The organism is Nocardia elegans NBRC 108235 (genome assembly GCF_001612845.1).
Taxonomy (GTDB): Bacteria; Actinomycetota; Actinomycetes; order Mycobacteriales; family Mycobacteriaceae; genus Nocardia; species Nocardia nova.
In genome coordinates this window covers 42,700-59,840 of the sequence record NZ_BDBF01000026.1, presented here as the reverse complement: position 1 = coordinate 59,840, position 17,141 = coordinate 42,700, and the positions used below count along the sequence as shown (strand labels likewise).

The window sequence follows — 17,141 nt, the reverse complement described above, 5'->3', positions numbered from 1 at the left end:
GACTCTCCGTCCGGAGGTGGATGGTGGCCGAGAAATTCGAAGGACATATCGCGCTCGACATTCGTGATTCCGTCGCCGACTGGAAGCCGTTCTCGGAACCGACCGCGCCCCGCGGCGCGCCCAATGTGCTGTATCTGGTGTGGGACGACATCGGAATCGCCACCTGGGACTGCTACGGCGGGCTGGTCGAGATGCCGAATATGCAGCGAATCGCCGACCACGGAATCCAATTCACCCAGTTCCACACCACCGCACTGTGTTCCCCGACGCGCGCTTCGCTGCTCACCGGGAGGAATCCGACATCCGTCGGAATGGCAACCATCGAGGAGTTCACCGACGGCTTTCCGAGTATGAGCGGCCGGATTCCCGACGACACCGCCCTGTGTTCGGAGGTCCTCACCGAGCGCGGATGGAATACCTACGCCGTCGGCAAATGGCATATGACTCCGCTCGAGGAAAACAACCTGGCGGCGTCGAAACGTCATTGGCCGCTGGGGCGCGGATTCGAGCGGTTCTACGGATTCCTCGGCGGCGAGGCCGACCAGTGGTATCCCAATCTGGTCTACGACAATCACCCGGTCACGCCGCCGTACTCGCCGGAGGACGGATATCACCTGTCCAAAGATCTGGCCGACAAGTCGATCGAGTTCATTCGTGACGCCAAGGTCATCGCACCGGACAAACCGTGGTTCATGTACCTGTGTCCCGGGTGCGGTCACGCGCCCCATCATGTGCCGCGGGAATGGGCGGACAAGTACCGCGGCAGATTCGACATGGGATACGAGAAGTACCGCGAGATCGTGCTGGACAACCAGAAGCGCATGGGATTGATCCCGGAGGACACCGAACTGTCTCCGATGAACCCGTACGCGGACGCCACCGGAAGCAACGGCGAGCCCTGGCCGCTGCAGGACACGGTGCGCGCATGGGATTCGCTGTCGGAGGACGAGAAACGACTGTTCCGTCGCCAGGCGGAGGTATTCGCCGGCTTCCTGTCCTACACCGATGCCCAGATCGGGCGGCTTCTCGATTATCTCGAGGAGAGCGGGCAGCTGGACAATACGATCATCGTCGCCTTCTCCGACAACGGCGCCAGCGGTGAGGGCGGTCCGAACGGGTCGGCCAACGAGATGAAATTCTTCAACGGCTATATCGACACGATCGAGGACAGCCTGGCCAAACTCGACGAGCTGGGGTCGCCGACCACCTACAACCATTACAGCATCGGGTGGGCGATGGCCTTCAACACCCCGTACAAGCTGTACAAACGGTACGCCTCGCACGAGGGCGGCATCGCCGACGCCTGTCTGCTCTCCTGGCCGGCCGGAATCGCCGCCCGCGGCGAACTGCGCCACCACTACCTCAACGTCTGCGATATCACCCCGACGGTCTACGACCTGCTCGGCATCACGCCCCCGGACACGGTGAAGAATGTCGCGCAGCGCCCGCTCGAAGGGGTCAGCTTCCGGGCCCTGCTCGACGATCCGAACGCCGACTCCGGCAAGCACACCCAGTTCTATTCGATGCTCGGCACTCGCGGCATCTGGCACCGGGGATGGTTCGCCGACGCGGTGCACGCGGCGTGCCCCTCGGGCTGGGGGCATTTCGACAGCGACCGGTGGGAGCTGTTCCATATCGAAGAGGACCGCAGCCAGATGCACGACCTGGCCGGCACACATCCCGAGAAGCTGGAGGAATTGAAGGCGCTGTGGTTCGCCGAGGCCGAGAAGTACAACGGTCTGCCGCTCTACGATCTCGACATCGTGTCGGTGATGCTGCGCGACCGGCCGACGTACGCCAAGACCCGGGACACCGCCGTCTACTATCCCGGCATCGCCGAGGTGGGGCCGGGGGCCGCGCTGGAGATTCGCGGCCGGTCCTTCGCCTTGCTCGCCGAGACGACCATCACCAGTCCCGGCGCCGAGGGCGTGCTGTTCGCCCACGGCGGGCGCCTCGGCGGTCACACGCTGTTCCTGCAGGACGGACATCTGTACTACGTCTACAACTTCCTCGGCGAGGAGGAGCAGGTGATGGTCTCCGACCGCCCCGTGCCGCTCGGTGACCACATCCTGGGCATGCGCTACGAACGGAAGGGCACGCGGCCGGACAATTTCACCCCGACCGGGGAGGCGGTCCTCTACATCGACGAGAACCCGGTGGGTTCACTCGACGATATGCGGACCCAGCCGACCGTGTTCTCCGGCGTCGGCGAGGGCGTCCGGGTCGGTCGCGACGGCGGCCAGTCGGTATCGCCGCGCTACCACGCACCCTTCCCGTTCACCGGTGGAATCATGCACCAGGTCGTCGAGGATGTGAGTGGTAAGCCGTATCTCGACCTCGAAATGGCTGCCGCCGCTGCCTTTTCGCGGGATTGAGGCTGCCCGCCGCGGCAACCCCGACGCGCACGATAGCTGCACCAGTGCCCACGGGATTGCCGCGGCACCACTATCCTCGAACCATGTGTTCTCCCAGTGCCACGCTGACGGTGTGGGCGGGCTCGTGGCTGGCGGGCCGCAGCGCGCCCGACGACGTGCTGGACGCGTTGCGCGCCTGGTCTCCGCAGCACAGTGTCGCCGCCGGTGACCCGCTGACCGGCGGACGGACGGGACTGCCGTGGCCCTCGGCCGAGCCGTTGGAGGCCGGCACCGGAATCATGGTCCTGCTCAAGGTCATTCGCGAGGCGATGGCCGAGCCGGGGGCCCGGATGCGGCTGGTGCTGCCCGTGCCGGGCGATGCGCGCGGATTGCCGGCGGGCACCGAATTCGCCACGGCGGCAATGGATGCCGAGGAGGGCGTGATCGCCGGCGTACCCGGCGGCGAGGGTGTGGCGCTGGTGCCGCAGTGGACCGACGAGGAATCGCTGCAGTGGACGGTCTTCCACACCCCGGTTCCGGTCCCGGCACCGGATATGGCGCTCGGCGAGGCCGAATACGCGATGCGCGAGGCGGTGCGCGAGGCCGCGGAAGCCCTGATGCGGTTGCACACCACCGCGATCGGCGGTGACGACGATCCGCGCGAGTTGATCGAGGCCGAATTGGCCGCCTGCTCGCGCCACATCTACCCCGACTCGGCGCCGCTGCGGGCCCGCCGTATCCTCGATTCGGCCGACCATGTGGCCGCGATCCTCACCGTGGCCCAGCAGACGGCCCCGTCTTCCCCCAGTTCGGCGAGCGCTGTACAGGCCCAGGAGACACTGCTGCGACCGCTGTGGAACGCCCTGCGCGCGGCCCGTCTGGCCGCGGTGAACGCGGCGGCCGGCCCGCGTTAGGTCGCGGCCTCGCCGGTGCGCGGCCCGGGCAGGTTCAGCTCGTAGTCGTTGTAGCGCCCGCAGACTCGCATGCCGATCCGGGCCAGGGCCGCGCGCAGCGCCTCGTCGTCGAATTCGAACACCCGCAGCACGGTGATATCGGGCATGACAGCGCGCAATTCGGCCACGACCGCACCGAACGCCGCGGTCAGCAGATCGGCGTCGGCCTCGCGGTGGGCGAACCCCTCCTCGGCGCTGATGTAGGCCTCGACGCCACCGGCGAAGGTCGTGATCGTGGTGATCGGTTCCGTCGCCGAGCGGGCCGAGAGCACGGTCGTCAGCAGTACCCGGCCCGGCGGGTCGGCCGATTCGGCGAGGGTGTGCACCAGCCGCCGCAGGGGCGCGGTGGTGTCCGGTGCGGGCGGCCGGGTGAGATCCAGCTCCCACAGCCGCGCGTATTCGTCGACCCGCCGTGCCCCCAGTTCGACGGCCGCCCGGCCCGAGGGCCCGATATCGGTGCCCTGCCAGCGCAACACCCGGTATCCGGCGGCGGTGGCCCGCCGCACGGCCTCGGCGGTCAAGCGGCAGATCATCTCGGTTTCCGCCGCCTGCGGTTCGGACTCGTCGGCGCGGCCCAGATGCAGCGAATGCACGAGGCGCTGCGCGGACACCGCCTGCACCCACGCCTCGCCCAGCCCGGCATCGCGCAATTCCGCCCAGCCCAGCAGCTCACCGCCACCGCGGGCCGCGATCACGCCCAGCAGATCGGCGGTGCCGTCGGCGACGGACATATCTTCGAGCAGGGGCAACCCGGTGCGGCCCGCCAGTTCGGCGGCCAGCCGCAAACCCGTTCCCGGATGCTGGTCCCACTCCAGCGCGATGTCCACCTCCGCACAATAGCGGTGAATTAGCTGATCGCAGGCCAGTTACCGCGCGAAACGTCGGCGACCGGCCAGACGAGCTCAGTGCTTGCGCACCACCGTCTCCCCCTCGGCCGGTTTCCAGATCACCACATCCATATGCCCGGCGCCCACCTCGACCGCCGAGGCGCCGGTGATATCGGCGGCGAAGAACGGATCCAGGCGCTGTCCGCGCAGGTCGAAACCCGTATCGGCGTACAGCGATTCGGCCCACCGGCGCTGCAGCTCGGGATCGGGCACCTCGCGCACCACGCCCCACAGCTTGGCGTCCCCGTCGCCGACCTGGGGGTCGACCGTGGCGGTGTGCAGGCAGAAGCGCGGGTCCCGGCGCAGGTCCGCGAATTTGCGGGTGCCCGGCATGCCCACCAGCCACAACTGCTCCTCGAACAGGCGTGGTTCCAGCGGGCTGATCCGTGGGTAACCATCGCGACGAGTCGTCGCCAGCAGGCACAGATTGCCCGCCGCCGCATGGCGGCGCAGGAAGATTCCCGCGATGCGCGGGGCGGCACCGGCGAATTCGCTCCACCTCGTCATGGTCGTACGGTAGAACTTTCGGCGGGCAGGTCATACAGCATCGAGGTGGTCATGAAGATTTCCCCGCGCCGGGCGGCGGGCGCCGTCGCCGCCGCGCTCGCCTGCGCTCTGGTGCCGACGACAGCGGCGCAGGCCGTGGTCGGCGGTGTCCCGATCAGCGCCGCCAATTATCCGTGGCTCGCGGCCATCGGCACGCCCGCCTATGCGACGAGGCCGGGCGGCCAGTTCTGCGCCGGCGCCCTGATCGCCCCGGACCGGGTACTCACCGCCGCGCACTGCGGCGCCCTGGCCCGCACGCTGCCGGGGACGACGGTGACCTTCGGCCGCACCGACGTCGCCGGGCACGGCGGGGTCACCGTCGGAATCGCCGATGTCCGGATCGACCCGGCTTTCCGGGTCTCGCTGTTCGGCACGGATCTGAGCTATCACCACAATGTCGCCGTCCTGGTGCTCAGCGCACCGGTCGCCCTGCCGACCGTGGCCGTCGCGGCGCCACAGGGAGCTACCGCGACGGTGGTCGGCTGGGGCGCCACCTCCGAGGACGACCAGTCCAACAGCGTGCTGCGAGCGGCGACGGTGCCGCTGGTATCCGATACGGCCTGCGCGGTCGCCTACGGCGCCGAATTCGATCCGGGCGAGGCGCTGTGCGCGGGCTCCCCCGCCGCCGACACCGGTGAATTCGACAGCGGCGGACCACTGTTGGTCGACGGCAAGATCGTCGGCGTCACCTCGTGGGGTAAGGGTGCTGCCGAGCCCGGATTTCCCGGTGTGTACGCGCGGGTGCCCGCCCTCGACTTCTGATCACCGCGCCGGAACCGGCTGGGCCGGCGCGACCGGACGGAACGAATCCGGGTCGGCGGCCTCCCAATCGGCGCGCCAGCTCGCCGGCGGATGGACGAGCAGCTCCCCGGGCGCCAGCCATTCGTAGAGTTCGGCGTACGACCGGATCTCGTTGGGCGCCACCTTCTTCCGCAGCATATGGGTATCCAGTTCGGCAGGGTCGTGCACACCCATCGAGGCCATCATCTGCATCGCCTGGCGCACCGTGGCCTCCTGATACCGCTGCACCCGCTCGGCCTTGTCGGCGACGTCGAGGGCACGCGCTCGCCGCGGATCCTGGGTGGCGACGCCGACCGGGCACTGATTGGTGTGGCAGCGCTGGGACTGGATGCATCCCACCGCCATCATCATCGCCCGCGCGGCATTGGTGAAGTCCGCGCCCTGCACCAATCGCTTGACGATATCCGTGCCGGTGGCCACCTTGCCGCTGGCGCCCAGCCGGATCCGCTCCCGCAGACCGGTTCCGACGAGTGCGTTGTGCACGGTCATCAGACCGTCGGTCAGCGGCAGGCCGACATGGTCCTCGTATTCCAGCGGCGCGGCCGCCGTACCGCCTTCGGCGCCGTCGACGACGATGAAATCGGGTGCGGTCCCCTCGGCGATCATCGCCTTGCAGATCGCGAGAACATCCGTGCGCGAACCGACGCACAGCTTGAACCCGACGGGCTTGCCGCCGGACAGTTCACGCAGGCGGACGAGAAAGCGAATCAATTCGCGCGGGGTGTGGAATTCCGAATGCGACGGCGGGCTGACACATTTCTCGTGTGCCGGCACCCCGCGATAGCGGGCAATCTCCTCGCTCACCTTCGCGGCCGGCAGGACCCCGCCGAGTCCAGGTTTCGCGCCCTGACTCAATTTCACCGAGATCGCCTTCACCTGTTCGTAGCCGGCCTTCTCGGCGAACTGGTCCGGATCGAAGCGACCGTCGCGGGTGCGGGTGCCGAAGTACGCCGATCCGATCTCCCACACCAGATCCGCGCCGCCCTCCAGATGGAACGGAGTCAGCCCGCCCTCACCGGTGTCGTGGGCGAAACCGCCGCGGCCGGCGCCGATGTTCAACGCGCGCAGCGCATTCCCCGACAGCGCGCCGAAACTCATCGCCGAGATGTTCAGCAGCGACATCGCATAGGGTTGCCGGCAGTCCGGGCCGCCGATCAGCACGCGCGGCGGCTGCTCCGGCTCGGGAAGCGCGGCCACCGAATGGACGAGGAATTCGTATCCGACCGCTTCGATATCGCGCTCGGTGCCGTAGGACAGTTCGCCGTGAATTCCCTTGGCGCGCTCGTAGATCATCGTCCGCACGTCGCGGTCGAAGGGGCGGCCGTCGAAATTCCGCTCGATGAAATACTGCTGCAGTTCGGGCCGGATACTTTCGAGCAGGTAGCGCATGTGCCCCAGCAAGGGATAGTTGCGCAGGATCGAATGCCGGCGCTGCGCCAGATCGTAGGCGCCGACCAGAACGAGCGATCCCGCTGCGACGGCGAGTATCCACCAGGCCCACGAACCGATCGCCGCGATCACGCCCAGGACGACCACCGTCACCGTGAGCAGACCGAAGAGGAAGAATCGCGTCATCGCCCCACCGCCACCTTTCGCACGTTCATACCGGGGGCATACCCGCTCGGCGGCGGTTACTTTCGGCGACGCACGGGTTCACAGCACCCGGGTGCGCAGATCGCCCCGTTACGGGTGCAACCGTACCCGGGCACCGCGCCCAGGCGCCGTGGTTCGTTTCCGTCGAGATGTTCGCCGACCAGTTCGGCGACCATCCGGGCGAAGCGTGGGTCCGGGCCGGGGGTGGCGGCGCGGGCGAAAGCCATACCGAGTTCGGCGGCCTTCTCGGCGGCCTCGTTGTCCAGGTCCCAGACGACCTCGAGGTGATCGGAGACGAATCCGACCGGGCACACCACGACGGCCTCGACCCCCTTGCCGGACAGCGCTTCCAGATGGTCCACGATGTCGGGCTCCAGCCACGGCACCTGCGGCGGTCCGGACCGCGACTGCCACACCACGTCGAAGTCGTCGAAACCCGTTGCCGCGGCGCACAATCGGGCCGCCTCGCCGACCTGGCGGCTGTAGAGGTGACCACCGTCGGCGGGCGGTCCGGCCGCGCCATCGGCGGCGACCGGGATCGAATGGGCGGTGAACACCAGCCGGGCCCGATCGCGCACTTCGGCCGGCAGGTCCGCCACCGCCGCGCGCACGGCGTCGGCGAAGGAGTCGATCAGCAGCGGATGATCGAAGTACTGCCGCAGCTTGGTCAGTTCCGGCGCCCCGTCGACGGCCGCGCGGGCACGCTCGATGTCCTCGTCGTACTGGCGGCAACCGGAGTAGCCGCCCCACGCCGAGGTCGGGAACACCAGGGCGTGGCCGATGCCGTCGGCGCGCATGGTCGCGACGGTCTCCTCGACCATCGGATGCCAGTTGCGGTTTCCGAAGTACACCGGCAGATCCACTGCTCGCGCGGCGAATTCGGCCTCGATCGCGGCGATCAGCTCGCGGTTGAGCGCGTTGATCGGCGAGACGCCACCGAAGTGCAGATAGTGCTGGGCCACCTCGTCGAGGCGTTCCCGCGGTACGCCCCTGCCCCGAGTGACGTTCTCCAGGAACGGCATCACGTCTTCGGGGCGTTCGGGACCGCCGAAGGACAGCAGGAGCAGTGCGTCGACGGTCCCGGTCACGGCTGACTACCTCCAGGCTCTCAGTTGGCCGACCAGTTCTCCGGGAACCAGGTGTTGTGGCTGGCGCCGCCGTCGACGTAGATGATCGAACCGGTGGTGCCGGGCAGCCAGTCCGAGAGCAGGGTGACGATCGACTTGGCGACCACGGTCGGGTCGTCGACGTCCCAGCCGATCGGCGAGGCGCCGTCCCAGTAGGTGTTGAGCATGTTCAGCTGCTTGGCATCGTCGGTGGCGGTGCCGGCGATCGCCTTGGCGGCGAGGGTTTTGATCGGGCCCGCGGCGACCAGGTTGGAGCGAACTCGCTTGGCCTCGCCCACCTCTCGCGCCACGTAGCGGTTCACCGACTCCAGCGCGGCCTTCGCCACACCCATCCAGTTGTAGAACGGCATCGCGGTGCGCGGGTCGAAGTCCATGCCCACGATCGAGCCGCCCTCGTTCATCGCGGGCAGCACCGCGCGCGCCAGCGAGGCGTAGCTCCACGCGGAGATCTCGAACGCCTTGGCGGCGTCGGCGCCCGGGCCGTCGAGGAACGGCAGCGCGTCGGGGCCCATCAGGGTGCGCGGGGCGAACGCGATGGAGTGCAGCACGCCGTCGATGCCTTCGGGCGCGAGTTCGCGCACCTTGTCGGCGAGACCGGCCAGGTCCTCCTCGTTGGTGACGTCGAGGCCGATCGCGGGCGCGATTTCCTGGGGCAGGCGCTTGGCGATACGGTCGATCAGGCGCAGCCGCTCGGGGATACCGGTGATGATCACCTTCGCGCCCTGCTCCTGGGCCACCTTGGCGGCGTGGAAGGCGATCGACGAATCGGTGATGATGCCGGTGATCAGGACGGTTTTACCGTCCAGGATTCCGCTCATGGGTGGTGAATTCTCCTCGGGAAACTCGGATGGGAAGTCGACAGGCTCGGGGGCCGCTGGCTCAGTGGCCCATGCCCATGCCGCCGTCGACCGGCAGGATCGCACCGCTGATGTAGGACGCGTCGTCGGAGGCCAGGAAGCTGATCGCCGCCGCGACTTCTTCGGGCTGGCCGATGCGGCCCGCGGGAATGACCTTCAGCGCCATCTCGCGCATGTCCTCGGTCATCTCTTCCCGAGTCATATCGGTGTCGATGAAACCGGGCGCCACCACATTGGCGGTGATGTTGCGTGAACCGATCTCGCGGGTGATCGCGCGCGCCATGCCGACCAGACCGGCCTTGGCCGCCGCGTAGTTCACCTGGCCGGGACCGCCCATCTGGCCCACGACCGAGCCCAGGAAGATGATGCGGCCGAAGCGGGCCCGCAGCATCGCCCGGTTGGCGCGCTTGGCGCAGCGCCACGCGCCGGTCAGGTTGGCGTCGATGACCCGGGTGAACTGCTCCTCGCTCATCCGCATGAGCAGGGTGTTGTCGACGATTCCGGCGTTGGCCACCAGCACCTCGACCGCGCCCTGCTTGGCCTCGATCTCGCTGAAGGCCGAATCGATCGAATCCGAGTCCGTCACATCGCATTTCACGCCCAGAAGACCTTCCGGCGCGCCCGAGCCACGATGGGTGACGGCAACCTTGTGCCCGTCGGCGGCCAGCCGCTGGGCCACCGCGAGACCGATACCGCGGTTGCCACCGGTCACCAGGACCGATCGGGAAGTGAAGTTCGACATGAATGTCAACCTATCTGTTCGAGTTCGACTGTCGTGGCCGGGTTGCGCGGTACCCGTTTATGGCAGGCGTTGACGATAGACCAAACCGCTCACCACACCCGCAGCGGTCAGCAGCAGACCCAGCAGCAACCACGGCCGGCTGGCATCGCCCATCTGCATCTCGTAGCCGATCTGCTTGTCCAGGGTGTCGTAGACGGCGCTGAGTTCTTCCAGCGTGGAGGCAGTGTAGAAGTCTCCGCCGGAGATCTTGGCGATCTCGCGCAAGGAGTCGTCGTCGACCGGCACCCGGACGCGCTGGGAGCCCTTGCCGTCCTGATCCGGGATCTCGACCGAACCCCACGTGGTGCCGAAGGAGATGGTCGAGACCGGGACGCCCTTCTGCTTGGCGACCCGCGCCGCGACGAAGCCGTGGCGGGGATTGTCGACGTCCTTGTCGTCGGGCACGGTCTGCTTGCCGTCGGACATCAGCACGATCCGCGCCGGGGGCGGTGTCTGCGCCCCGCCCAGGACCGAGGCGAGCGTATCGATGGCCTGCAGGGCGCTGAAGATGCCCTCACCGGTGGCGGTCCGTTCGGCGAGCTTCATATTGTTGATCGCCGCCTTCATCGCCTCCCGGTTGGTCGTCGGGGAGACCTGAACCGACGCGGTACCGGCGAAGGTCACCAAGCCCAGGTTGATGCCCGGCGTGAGACCGTCCACGAAATCGGTCGCGGCCTTCTTCGCGACCTGGATCCGCGACGGCGGCACATCGGTGGCCTCCATCGACAGCGACACGTCGATCACCAGCATGACCGTGGCCCGGTTGCGCGGCACCTTCTTGGCCGCCTGCGGACCCGCCGCGGCGACCGTCAGCAGGGCCAGGCCCACCAGCATCAGCGCCACCGGCGCGTGCCGCCAGTTGCTGGGACGCTTGGGCGCCACGCGTTCGAGGGCCTCCATATTGGAGAACCGCAGCATGTGCCGTTTGCGACGCCGCTGGACGAGCACGTAGAGCAGCGCGATCGCGACGACGACGATGAGGAACGCCAGCCAGATCGCGGACGTGAAATGCGAAATACTCACTGTCGGGGCACCCGCCCGGTCGGGGCGCCGAAGGTGTGGCGCCGAGTGGACACGAAACGGACCACGTCGGCGATCCAGTCACGATCGGTGCGCAGCGTCATCACCGGCGCGCCGCAGCTGCGCAGCGCCGCCTCGACCTGTTCGCGATGCTGCTGGGCAGCACGTCCGAAATCGGCGCGCAGGGTGGGAGTGACGGTGAATTCGCGGGTGCGGCCGGTTTCGGGATCGTGGAGCACCACATCACCGACGTCGGGCAGATCCAGATCCAGCGGATCCAGGATCTCCACACCGAGCAGATCGTGACGGCCGGAGATCGCGCGCAGCGAACGCTGCCAGTCGATCTCGCCGAGGAAGTCCGAAATGACAACGGCCAGACCGCGTTTGCGCTGCGGCCGGCGCAGCGACTCGATGGCGCCGCGCAGATCGCCGCGCACGCCGTCGCTCGCATGGGGGGTGGTGGCGATGCTGCGCAGCAGCGACTGGGCGTGTACCCGGCCGGTGCGAGCCGGAATCCGGTACAGCCGTTCGCCGTTGGCGACGACCGCGCCGATCCGGTTACCGCCGCCACTGGTCAGATGCGTCACCGCGGCGGCCGCCGCGACCACCAGATCGCGCTTCTGGCACAGCGCGGTGCCGAAGTCCAGACTGGCCGACAGGTCGACCACCAGCCAGGTCTCGAGCTCCCGGTCGGCGATCATCTGCCGCACGTGCGGATGGGTGGTGCGCGCGGTGACCGACCAATCCATCTGGCGCACATCGTCACCCGGCTGATACATCCGCGCGTCCCCGGGCTCGGACCCGGGGCCGGGGATCAGGCCGAGATGATCGCCGTGCAGGACGCCGTCGAGGCGGCGGCGCACCGTCAACTCGAGGGTTTTCAACGCCGCCGACAATCGCGGATCACGCAGATCTCCGGACCGGAACGACGGCGGCGCGCTGTCGTGGTGAGCGGGGACGTGAGCTGAGTTCGTCACTGGCGCAACCGAATCCGATGCCCCGCTCACTGGCGCTGCGGCTGCCCGGCGCCCTGACCGTTCTGCGGCTGACCGGCCGGATGCGGGGCCATGGGCTGCGGCGCGGCAGCCTGTGGGCCCGGGGCCGGCATCGGCGCCGGGCCGCCGGGGGCGGGTGCGTTGGCCTGGGTGGCGACCTGCGGCAGGCCGACGGTCTGCAGCACCCGGCGGATCACGTCGTCGGGGCTGACCTCGTCGGCGAGCGCGTCGTAGGACAGCACGAGGCGGTGGCGCAGCACATCCGGAACGACCTCGACCACATCCTGCGGCACCACGTAATCGCGGCCGCGGATCAGCGCGACCGCGCGGGCGGCGGCGATGATGCCGAGGCTGGCACGCGGCGAGGCACCGTAGGCGATCCAGCCCGCGACGTCCTCGAGCCCGAATTCGGCCGGTTTGCGGGTCGCGGCGATGACGCGCACGACATAGTCGACCAGGGCGTGGTGGACGAAGGTGTTGGCGGCCAGCTTCTGCAGCCGGATCAGTTCGGCCGGCTCCAGGATCTGCTTGGGCTCCGGCGGGGTCACACCCATCCGGTAGATGATCTCACGCTCCTCCTCGACCGTCGGATAGTCGACGACGACCTTGAACAGGAAGCGGTCGCGCTGCGCCTCGGGCAGCGGGTAGACACCCTCGCTCTCGATCGGGTTCTGGGTCGCCATGACCAGGAACGGATCGGGCATCGGGTAGGTCTTGCCGCCGATCGACACGTGCCGTTCGGCCATGACCTCGAGCAGCGCCGACTGCACCTTCGCGGGCGCGCGGTTGATCTCGTCGGCGAGGACGAAGTTGGCGACGACCGGACCCAGTTCGGTGTCGAACTCCTCGCGTCCCTGCCGGTAGATGCGGGTACCGATGAGATCGGTGGGCACCAGGTCGGGGGTGAACTGCACGCGCGAGAAGCTGCCGCCGACCACCTTCGCGAAGGTCTCCACCGCCAGCGTCTTGGCGATACCGGGCACACCCTCGAGCAGCACGTGCCCGCGAGCCAGAACGCCGACGAGCAGCCGCTCGACCAACCGGTCCTGACCGACGATGACCCGTTTGACTTCGTAGATCGCCTTCTCCAGGGTCGCGACGTCACGCTCCAAAGTGCCCGAGGCGGCCTCCGCCTGCTTCACCGCACTCCCAGCGCTCACATCGTCCGTCGAAGTCACCAAACTCCCCGCTTTCGCTTCGGTCTCCATGCGTGCCGCCCCAACTATTCCAGGTATCGAGCAAGATTGCCGCAACTGGGCTCGCACAATGTCGCGGGCCAGGCCTCCCGGGCGGATCGGAAGGCACTCGACGGTGTCCGGAATGCGCCGATTCCGAATTGCCGTGTCGCAGCCGGTCGCCGTCGGCGGTATCAGCCCACCGCGGCCAGATATTCGGCGTAGAACAGGGCCAGCCCGACCGCCGCCGCGATGCCCGCGAGCAGCCAGAATCTGATGATCACCGTGGTTTCGGGCCAGCCGCCGAGTTCGAAATGGTGGTGGAACGGCGCCATCTTGAACAACCGGTTGCGAGTGGTGCGGAAAACCGCGATCTGCAACGCCACGGACAGAATTTCGGCGAAGAACAACGCGCCCACGACCACCATCAGCAATTCGGTGCGCGTGGTGATCGAGATTCCGGCCAGCAGCCCGCCCAGGGCCAGCGACCCGGTATCGCCCATGAAGATCTTGGCCGGATTGGCATTCCACCACAGGAATCCGATGCAGGCCGCGCCACCGGCCGCGCAGACCACGGCCAGATCCAGCGGGTCACGCACGCTGTAGCAGCCCGGAAGCGCGTGGGCGGCACAGGAATTGGTGTACTGCCAGAACGTCACGATGACGTAGGCCCCGAGCGCGAAACCCATCGATCCCGCGGCCAGCCCGTCCAGCCCGTCGGTGATGTTCACCGCGTTGGACCAGGCGACGACCACGAAGCACACCGCCAGCAGGAAGACCACCAGCGGAAACGCCACCGTGGGCCAGTCCCGCACGTAGGACACCTGCCGGCCGGCCGGGGTGAGCCCGGTGCTGCCGGAAAAGCGCAGTGCGAGGATTCCGAACACCACGGCAGCGCCGATCTGGCCGATGTACTTGCCCGTCGCGGTGAGGCCCAGATTGCGGTGCTTGCGGATCTTGATGAAATCGTCGAGGAACCCGACGAACCCCAGCGCGCTGGCCAGGCCGAGCACCAGCAGCCCGGAGGCCGAGGGCCCGTCGGCGTCGTAGCGCAGGCCGATCAGGTGTGAGCCCAGATATCCGGCCCACAGCCCGGCCACGATGGCGATGCCGCCCATGGTGGGAGTGCCACGTTTGGCCTGATGACTCTGCGGTCCCTCGACGCGGATCTGCTGGCCGAGATTCCGGCGTGCGAACAACCTGATCAGCAACGGCGTCACGGTGATCGAGACCGCGAGTGCGATCGCCGCCGAGAACAGGATCTGCCTCATCAATACCCCAACTACTGCCGAACTCTCGGCTCGTGCCGAACGGACCGGCACGATGTGTGCCGATTCGCATGGTAGCCAAGATCATTCGGAGGTGCGTCAGGTGATCAGGCGAACGGCGTACGGCATGATGCCGCCCTCGCGCACCGGCGAAATCTTCACGACGTCACCGGATTCGGGCGCCTCGATCATTTTGCCGTCGCCCAGGTACAGCGCGACGTGCTCACTGCCGTTGGCGCCCCAGAACAGCATGTCCCCGCGCTCGCGCTGGGCGACTTTGACCCGGGTGCCCATCGTGTACTGGTAGCCGCTGTAGTGCGGCAGGGAGATGCCGACACCGGCGAAGGCGTAGATCATCAGGCCGGAGCAGTCGAAGCCCACCTTGTTGTAGTCGCCGTAGGAATCGGCCACACCGCCGTCGTGGATGCCCTTGGTGGGGCCGTCCTCGTCGCCGCCGCCCCAGGCATAGGTCACGCCGAGCTGCGACATCGCACGGTCGACGACCGTCTCGATCAGTTCGGAGCGGCTGCCGCTGGGCCGGCTGGGGGTCGACATCGATCGGCGCGGCGGCGGTGCGTTGTCCAGCTGGGTGTGCGGCCGCTTGCCCGCGCCGAGTTCGGCCGCGCGGTCCTGGGCGGCCTGATCGGCGGCGGCGCGTGCGGCGGCAGCGGTCGCGGCGGCCTGGGCGGCGGCGACCTCGGCCCGGCGCTGACGATCCCAGGCCAGGTAGGCGTCGCGCTGGCCCTGCAGTCCGGTCACGGTGGCCCGGGCCTGGTCGAGCTGCTGCTGGGCCGAATCGCGCTGGGCCATCAGGGCATCGCGCTTCTGCGCCTGCTCGTCGAGAGCGGCCTTGGCGGCGGCGACCGCGGCTTGGGCCTGCTCGCGCTTCTGATCGGCCGCTGCCGCGGCCGTGTCGGCGGCCTTCTTGGCCTGACGGGCCGCGGAATCCTTGTTGGCCTGTTCGACCTGCGCCCGGCGCAGGCCGTCGATGGCGGCCTGCTGATTCTTCGACGCCATGCCGAGCAGATCGGCGCGGTCGAGCGCGGAGGCCGGATCGGAGCCGGCGAGATAGTTCACCATCGACGTCGAACCCGGGTGGGTATAGGCGTCGACGGCGAATTCGTCGAACCTGCCCTGGGCCTGATCGAGCTGCGCCCCGGCGAACTGCAGGTCGCGCTGGGTGGCGGCGACCGTCGCCGCGGCCGCGTCGGCGGCGTCGCGTGCGTTCTGGAGATCGACCAGCGCCTTGTTCACGGCTTCCCGCTTGCCGGCGACCTCGGTGTCGAGCTGGGCGAGCTGCTGGTCGGCGGTGGCGACCTGATTGATCAGACCGCTGACCTGATTCACTCCCGCATCGACCTGCGCGCCCGCCGTGGCGATATCGCCGTCACTCGGATTCGGAGGTGGCGGGGGCACCGCGGCCACCAGTGGAGCGGTCACCGTCAGAGCGATCCCGCATAAGAGCAACCCCACAGCGACCTTTGCGGCGCCCCCGGACCGCCTCGCCGATATTCGCATAACACCTCCCTGATCCCGCTGCGGCTCCCGGCGAGCACCAGATTCGCCAGGACTGCGCTGGGCGACCGATCGAGGCGTCGCCGCACGAGCACCAACGGTCCATCTGCCCTCGAGGGACGCTGGAGGCCCATGTGACACTTCTTCCCCAAGAGTGTCACCTCGAAACCGTACGACACTTCTTTCACAGAGGAAACATCGGACGACAAATCACAGGGGAGTAATTTCCGGTTTGCTGAAAATTTGCTAACCGTGAATAGGGGTTTCGGGGACGAATCAAACCGGTCGTTCAGTTTCGTCCCGCGAATAGAGACGTATCCCTCGAATCGGGCATGACGCCGAGGTGGTGGCTAGATTCCGGCGATCATCCGTATCGGCTCACGACACGCCGATGGCCGCCGGAACGCCTACCGGGACGACACCGCCGGATTCGGCGCGGCGTCGGCCGCCACCGCGGCCCGCTCGCGCGCCGCGCGGCGGGACTTCAGGTAGTACAGGCCACCGATGGTCAGCACGGTGCCCGCCAGCAGAACGCCCGTGATCGCCGTCCACGACACCTTTTCCGGCGTCTCCAGCCGGTCGACGAAGATCTGCGCGGCGGTCGCGGTGTGCCCGCCCTGATATTTGGCCTTGTCCTCGGCCCACTCCAGCCGCGCGCGGTTGATGGAATCGCTGTAGGTGCCGATCCAGTCGTCGCTGAACACCACGACCGTGCCGTGCTCACTCTTGCCGAGGGTGGTCGCCAGGTCGCGCAGATCCGAATCGCGGCCCGGATTTCCCTTCACGACCACGATGTTCAGCTCGATGCCGTGCGCCCGGGCCTGATCCGCGATCTCGGCGAGCTTGTCCTGATCCTTGGAGGGCGGCGCGGCTACGTGGTTGTCGGCCAGATCCAGCACGATGGCGTCGACGTCGGTATCCGGCGGTAGCTCCGCGGCCATAGGGGTGAAAACCGAGGCATACGAGACGGTCATCTTCCATCCGGTCTTGTCGAGCCGCCGACTCCAGCGACGGACGTCCAACACATTCACGAGATCAACACACACCTGGCCGGCACACCGGAGGCGACGACTCCGACGGGGCCTTCGAGCACAGTACGCGACGGGGGCATCATGGATGGCGGCACGCCGCGCCGTACGTGCCCCGCATGCTTCATAGGACAAGCGTACTGTTAGAGTTCGGAAGTACGAGGCGCGCAGCCCGAAACGCGTCCTCGGCGACAGCCGCCGGCGCAGCCCCGCCGGTGGCCACCCCCGGGGCCCGCACGCG

Annotated in this window: 15 protein-coding genes; 3 read left to right on the top strand and 12 right to left on the bottom strand. The window is 68.1% G+C overall.

Annotated features, from left to right (window positions below; translation table 11 throughout):
* Positions 1-20: 20 nt before the first annotated feature.
* Both NE2_RS19210 and NE2_RS19205 read left to right on the top strand, forming a co-directional pair.
* Positions 21-2,375, top strand: a complete 2,355-nt coding sequence (locus NE2_RS19210; RefSeq protein WP_063028057.1) for an arylsulfatase — start codon at positions 21-23, stop codon at positions 2,373-2,375.
* A gap of 83 nt (positions 2,376-2,458) precedes the next feature.
* Positions 2,459-3,268, top strand: a complete 810-nt coding sequence (locus NE2_RS19205; RefSeq protein ID WP_063015025.1) for an Rv1486c family protein — start codon at positions 2,459-2,461, stop codon at positions 3,266-3,268.
* Here NE2_RS19205 and NE2_RS19200 read toward each other — a convergent pair.
* Positions 3,265-4,134 carry a hypothetical protein gene (locus tag NE2_RS19200; RefSeq protein WP_063028055.1) on the bottom strand — a complete coding sequence of 290 codons (870 nt, stop codon included), beginning with the start codon at positions 4,132-4,134 and terminating at the stop codon, positions 3,265-3,267. The genes NE2_RS19205 and NE2_RS19200 overlap by 4 nt on opposite strands.
* Before the next feature lie 75 nt (positions 4,135-4,209).
* Positions 4,210-4,701: a pyridoxamine 5'-phosphate oxidase family protein gene (locus NE2_RS19195; RefSeq protein ID WP_063028053.1), complete on the bottom strand. Its 492-nt coding sequence runs from the start codon at positions 4,699-4,701 to the stop codon at positions 4,210-4,212.
* A gap of 51 nt (positions 4,702-4,752) precedes the next feature.
* Between NE2_RS19195 and NE2_RS19190 the strand changes: the two genes are divergently transcribed.
* Positions 4,753-5,502, top strand: coding sequence for a S1 family peptidase (locus NE2_RS19190; RefSeq protein ID WP_063028051.1), 750 nt, complete (start codon positions 4,753-4,755; stop codon positions 5,500-5,502).
* Here the strand turns inward: NE2_RS19190 and NE2_RS19185 are convergent, their stop codons facing one another.
* The 10 genes from NE2_RS19185 to NE2_RS19140 form a co-directional block, all read right to left on the bottom strand.
* The gene (locus tag NE2_RS19185; RefSeq protein ID WP_063028049.1) at positions 5,503-7,116 is read right to left on the bottom strand and encodes an FMN-binding glutamate synthase family protein; all 1,614 of its coding nucleotides are present in this window, start codon (positions 7,114-7,116) and stop codon (positions 5,503-5,505) included.
* Between the two features lie 56 nt (positions 7,117-7,172).
* A complete protein-coding gene (locus NE2_RS19180; RefSeq protein ID WP_063028047.1) occupies positions 7,173-8,222 on the bottom strand; it encodes a ferrochelatase in 1,050 nt (349 codons plus the stop codon).
* 20 nt (positions 8,223-8,242) lie between these two features.
* Complete coding sequence (gene inhA / locus NE2_RS19175) at positions 8,243-9,079, bottom strand: NADH-dependent enoyl-ACP reductase InhA (protein WP_030514528.1); 837 nt, start codon at positions 9,077-9,079, stop codon at positions 8,243-8,245.
* A gap of 61 nt (positions 9,080-9,140) precedes the next feature.
* Entirely contained in the window at positions 9,141-9,860 is a 720-nt protein-coding gene (fabG1, locus tag NE2_RS19170) for a 3-oxoacyl-ACP reductase FabG1 (protein WP_063015016.1), read from the bottom strand.
* Positions 9,861-9,917: 57 nt separating this feature from the next.
* Positions 9,918-10,922, bottom strand: a complete 1,005-nt coding sequence (locus NE2_RS19165) for a VWA domain-containing protein (protein WP_063028046.1) — start codon at positions 10,920-10,922, stop codon at positions 9,918-9,920.
* A complete protein-coding gene (locus NE2_RS19160; RefSeq protein ID WP_063015014.1) occupies positions 10,919-11,896 on the bottom strand; it encodes a DUF58 domain-containing protein in 978 nt (325 codons plus the stop codon). The genes NE2_RS19165 and NE2_RS19160 overlap by 4 nt, the downstream gene beginning before the upstream one ends.
* A gap of 26 nt (positions 11,897-11,922) precedes the next feature.
* On the bottom strand, positions 11,923-13,092 hold the full coding sequence (gene moxR1, locus NE2_RS19155) for a chaperone MoxR1 (RefSeq protein ID WP_369801501.1): 1,170 nt from the start codon (positions 13,090-13,092) through the stop codon (positions 11,923-11,925).
* A 191-nt stretch (positions 13,093-13,283) separates the two neighbouring features.
* The gene (gene mraY, locus NE2_RS19150) at positions 13,284-14,360 is read right to left on the bottom strand and encodes a phospho-N-acetylmuramoyl-pentapeptide-transferase (RefSeq protein WP_063028039.1); all 1,077 of its coding nucleotides are present in this window, start codon (positions 14,358-14,360) and stop codon (positions 13,284-13,286) included.
* Between the two features lie 96 nt (positions 14,361-14,456).
* Entirely contained in the window at positions 14,457-15,875 is a 1,419-nt protein-coding gene (locus tag NE2_RS19145; RefSeq protein ID WP_063028037.1) for an NlpC/P60 family protein, read from the bottom strand.
* A gap of 404 nt (positions 15,876-16,279) precedes the next feature.
* Positions 16,280-16,903 carry an Rv1476 family membrane protein gene (locus NE2_RS19140; protein WP_233429826.1) on the bottom strand — a complete coding sequence of 208 codons (624 nt, stop codon included), beginning with the start codon at positions 16,901-16,903 and terminating at the stop codon, positions 16,280-16,282.
* Between the last annotated feature and the right edge of the window lie 238 nt (positions 16,904-17,141).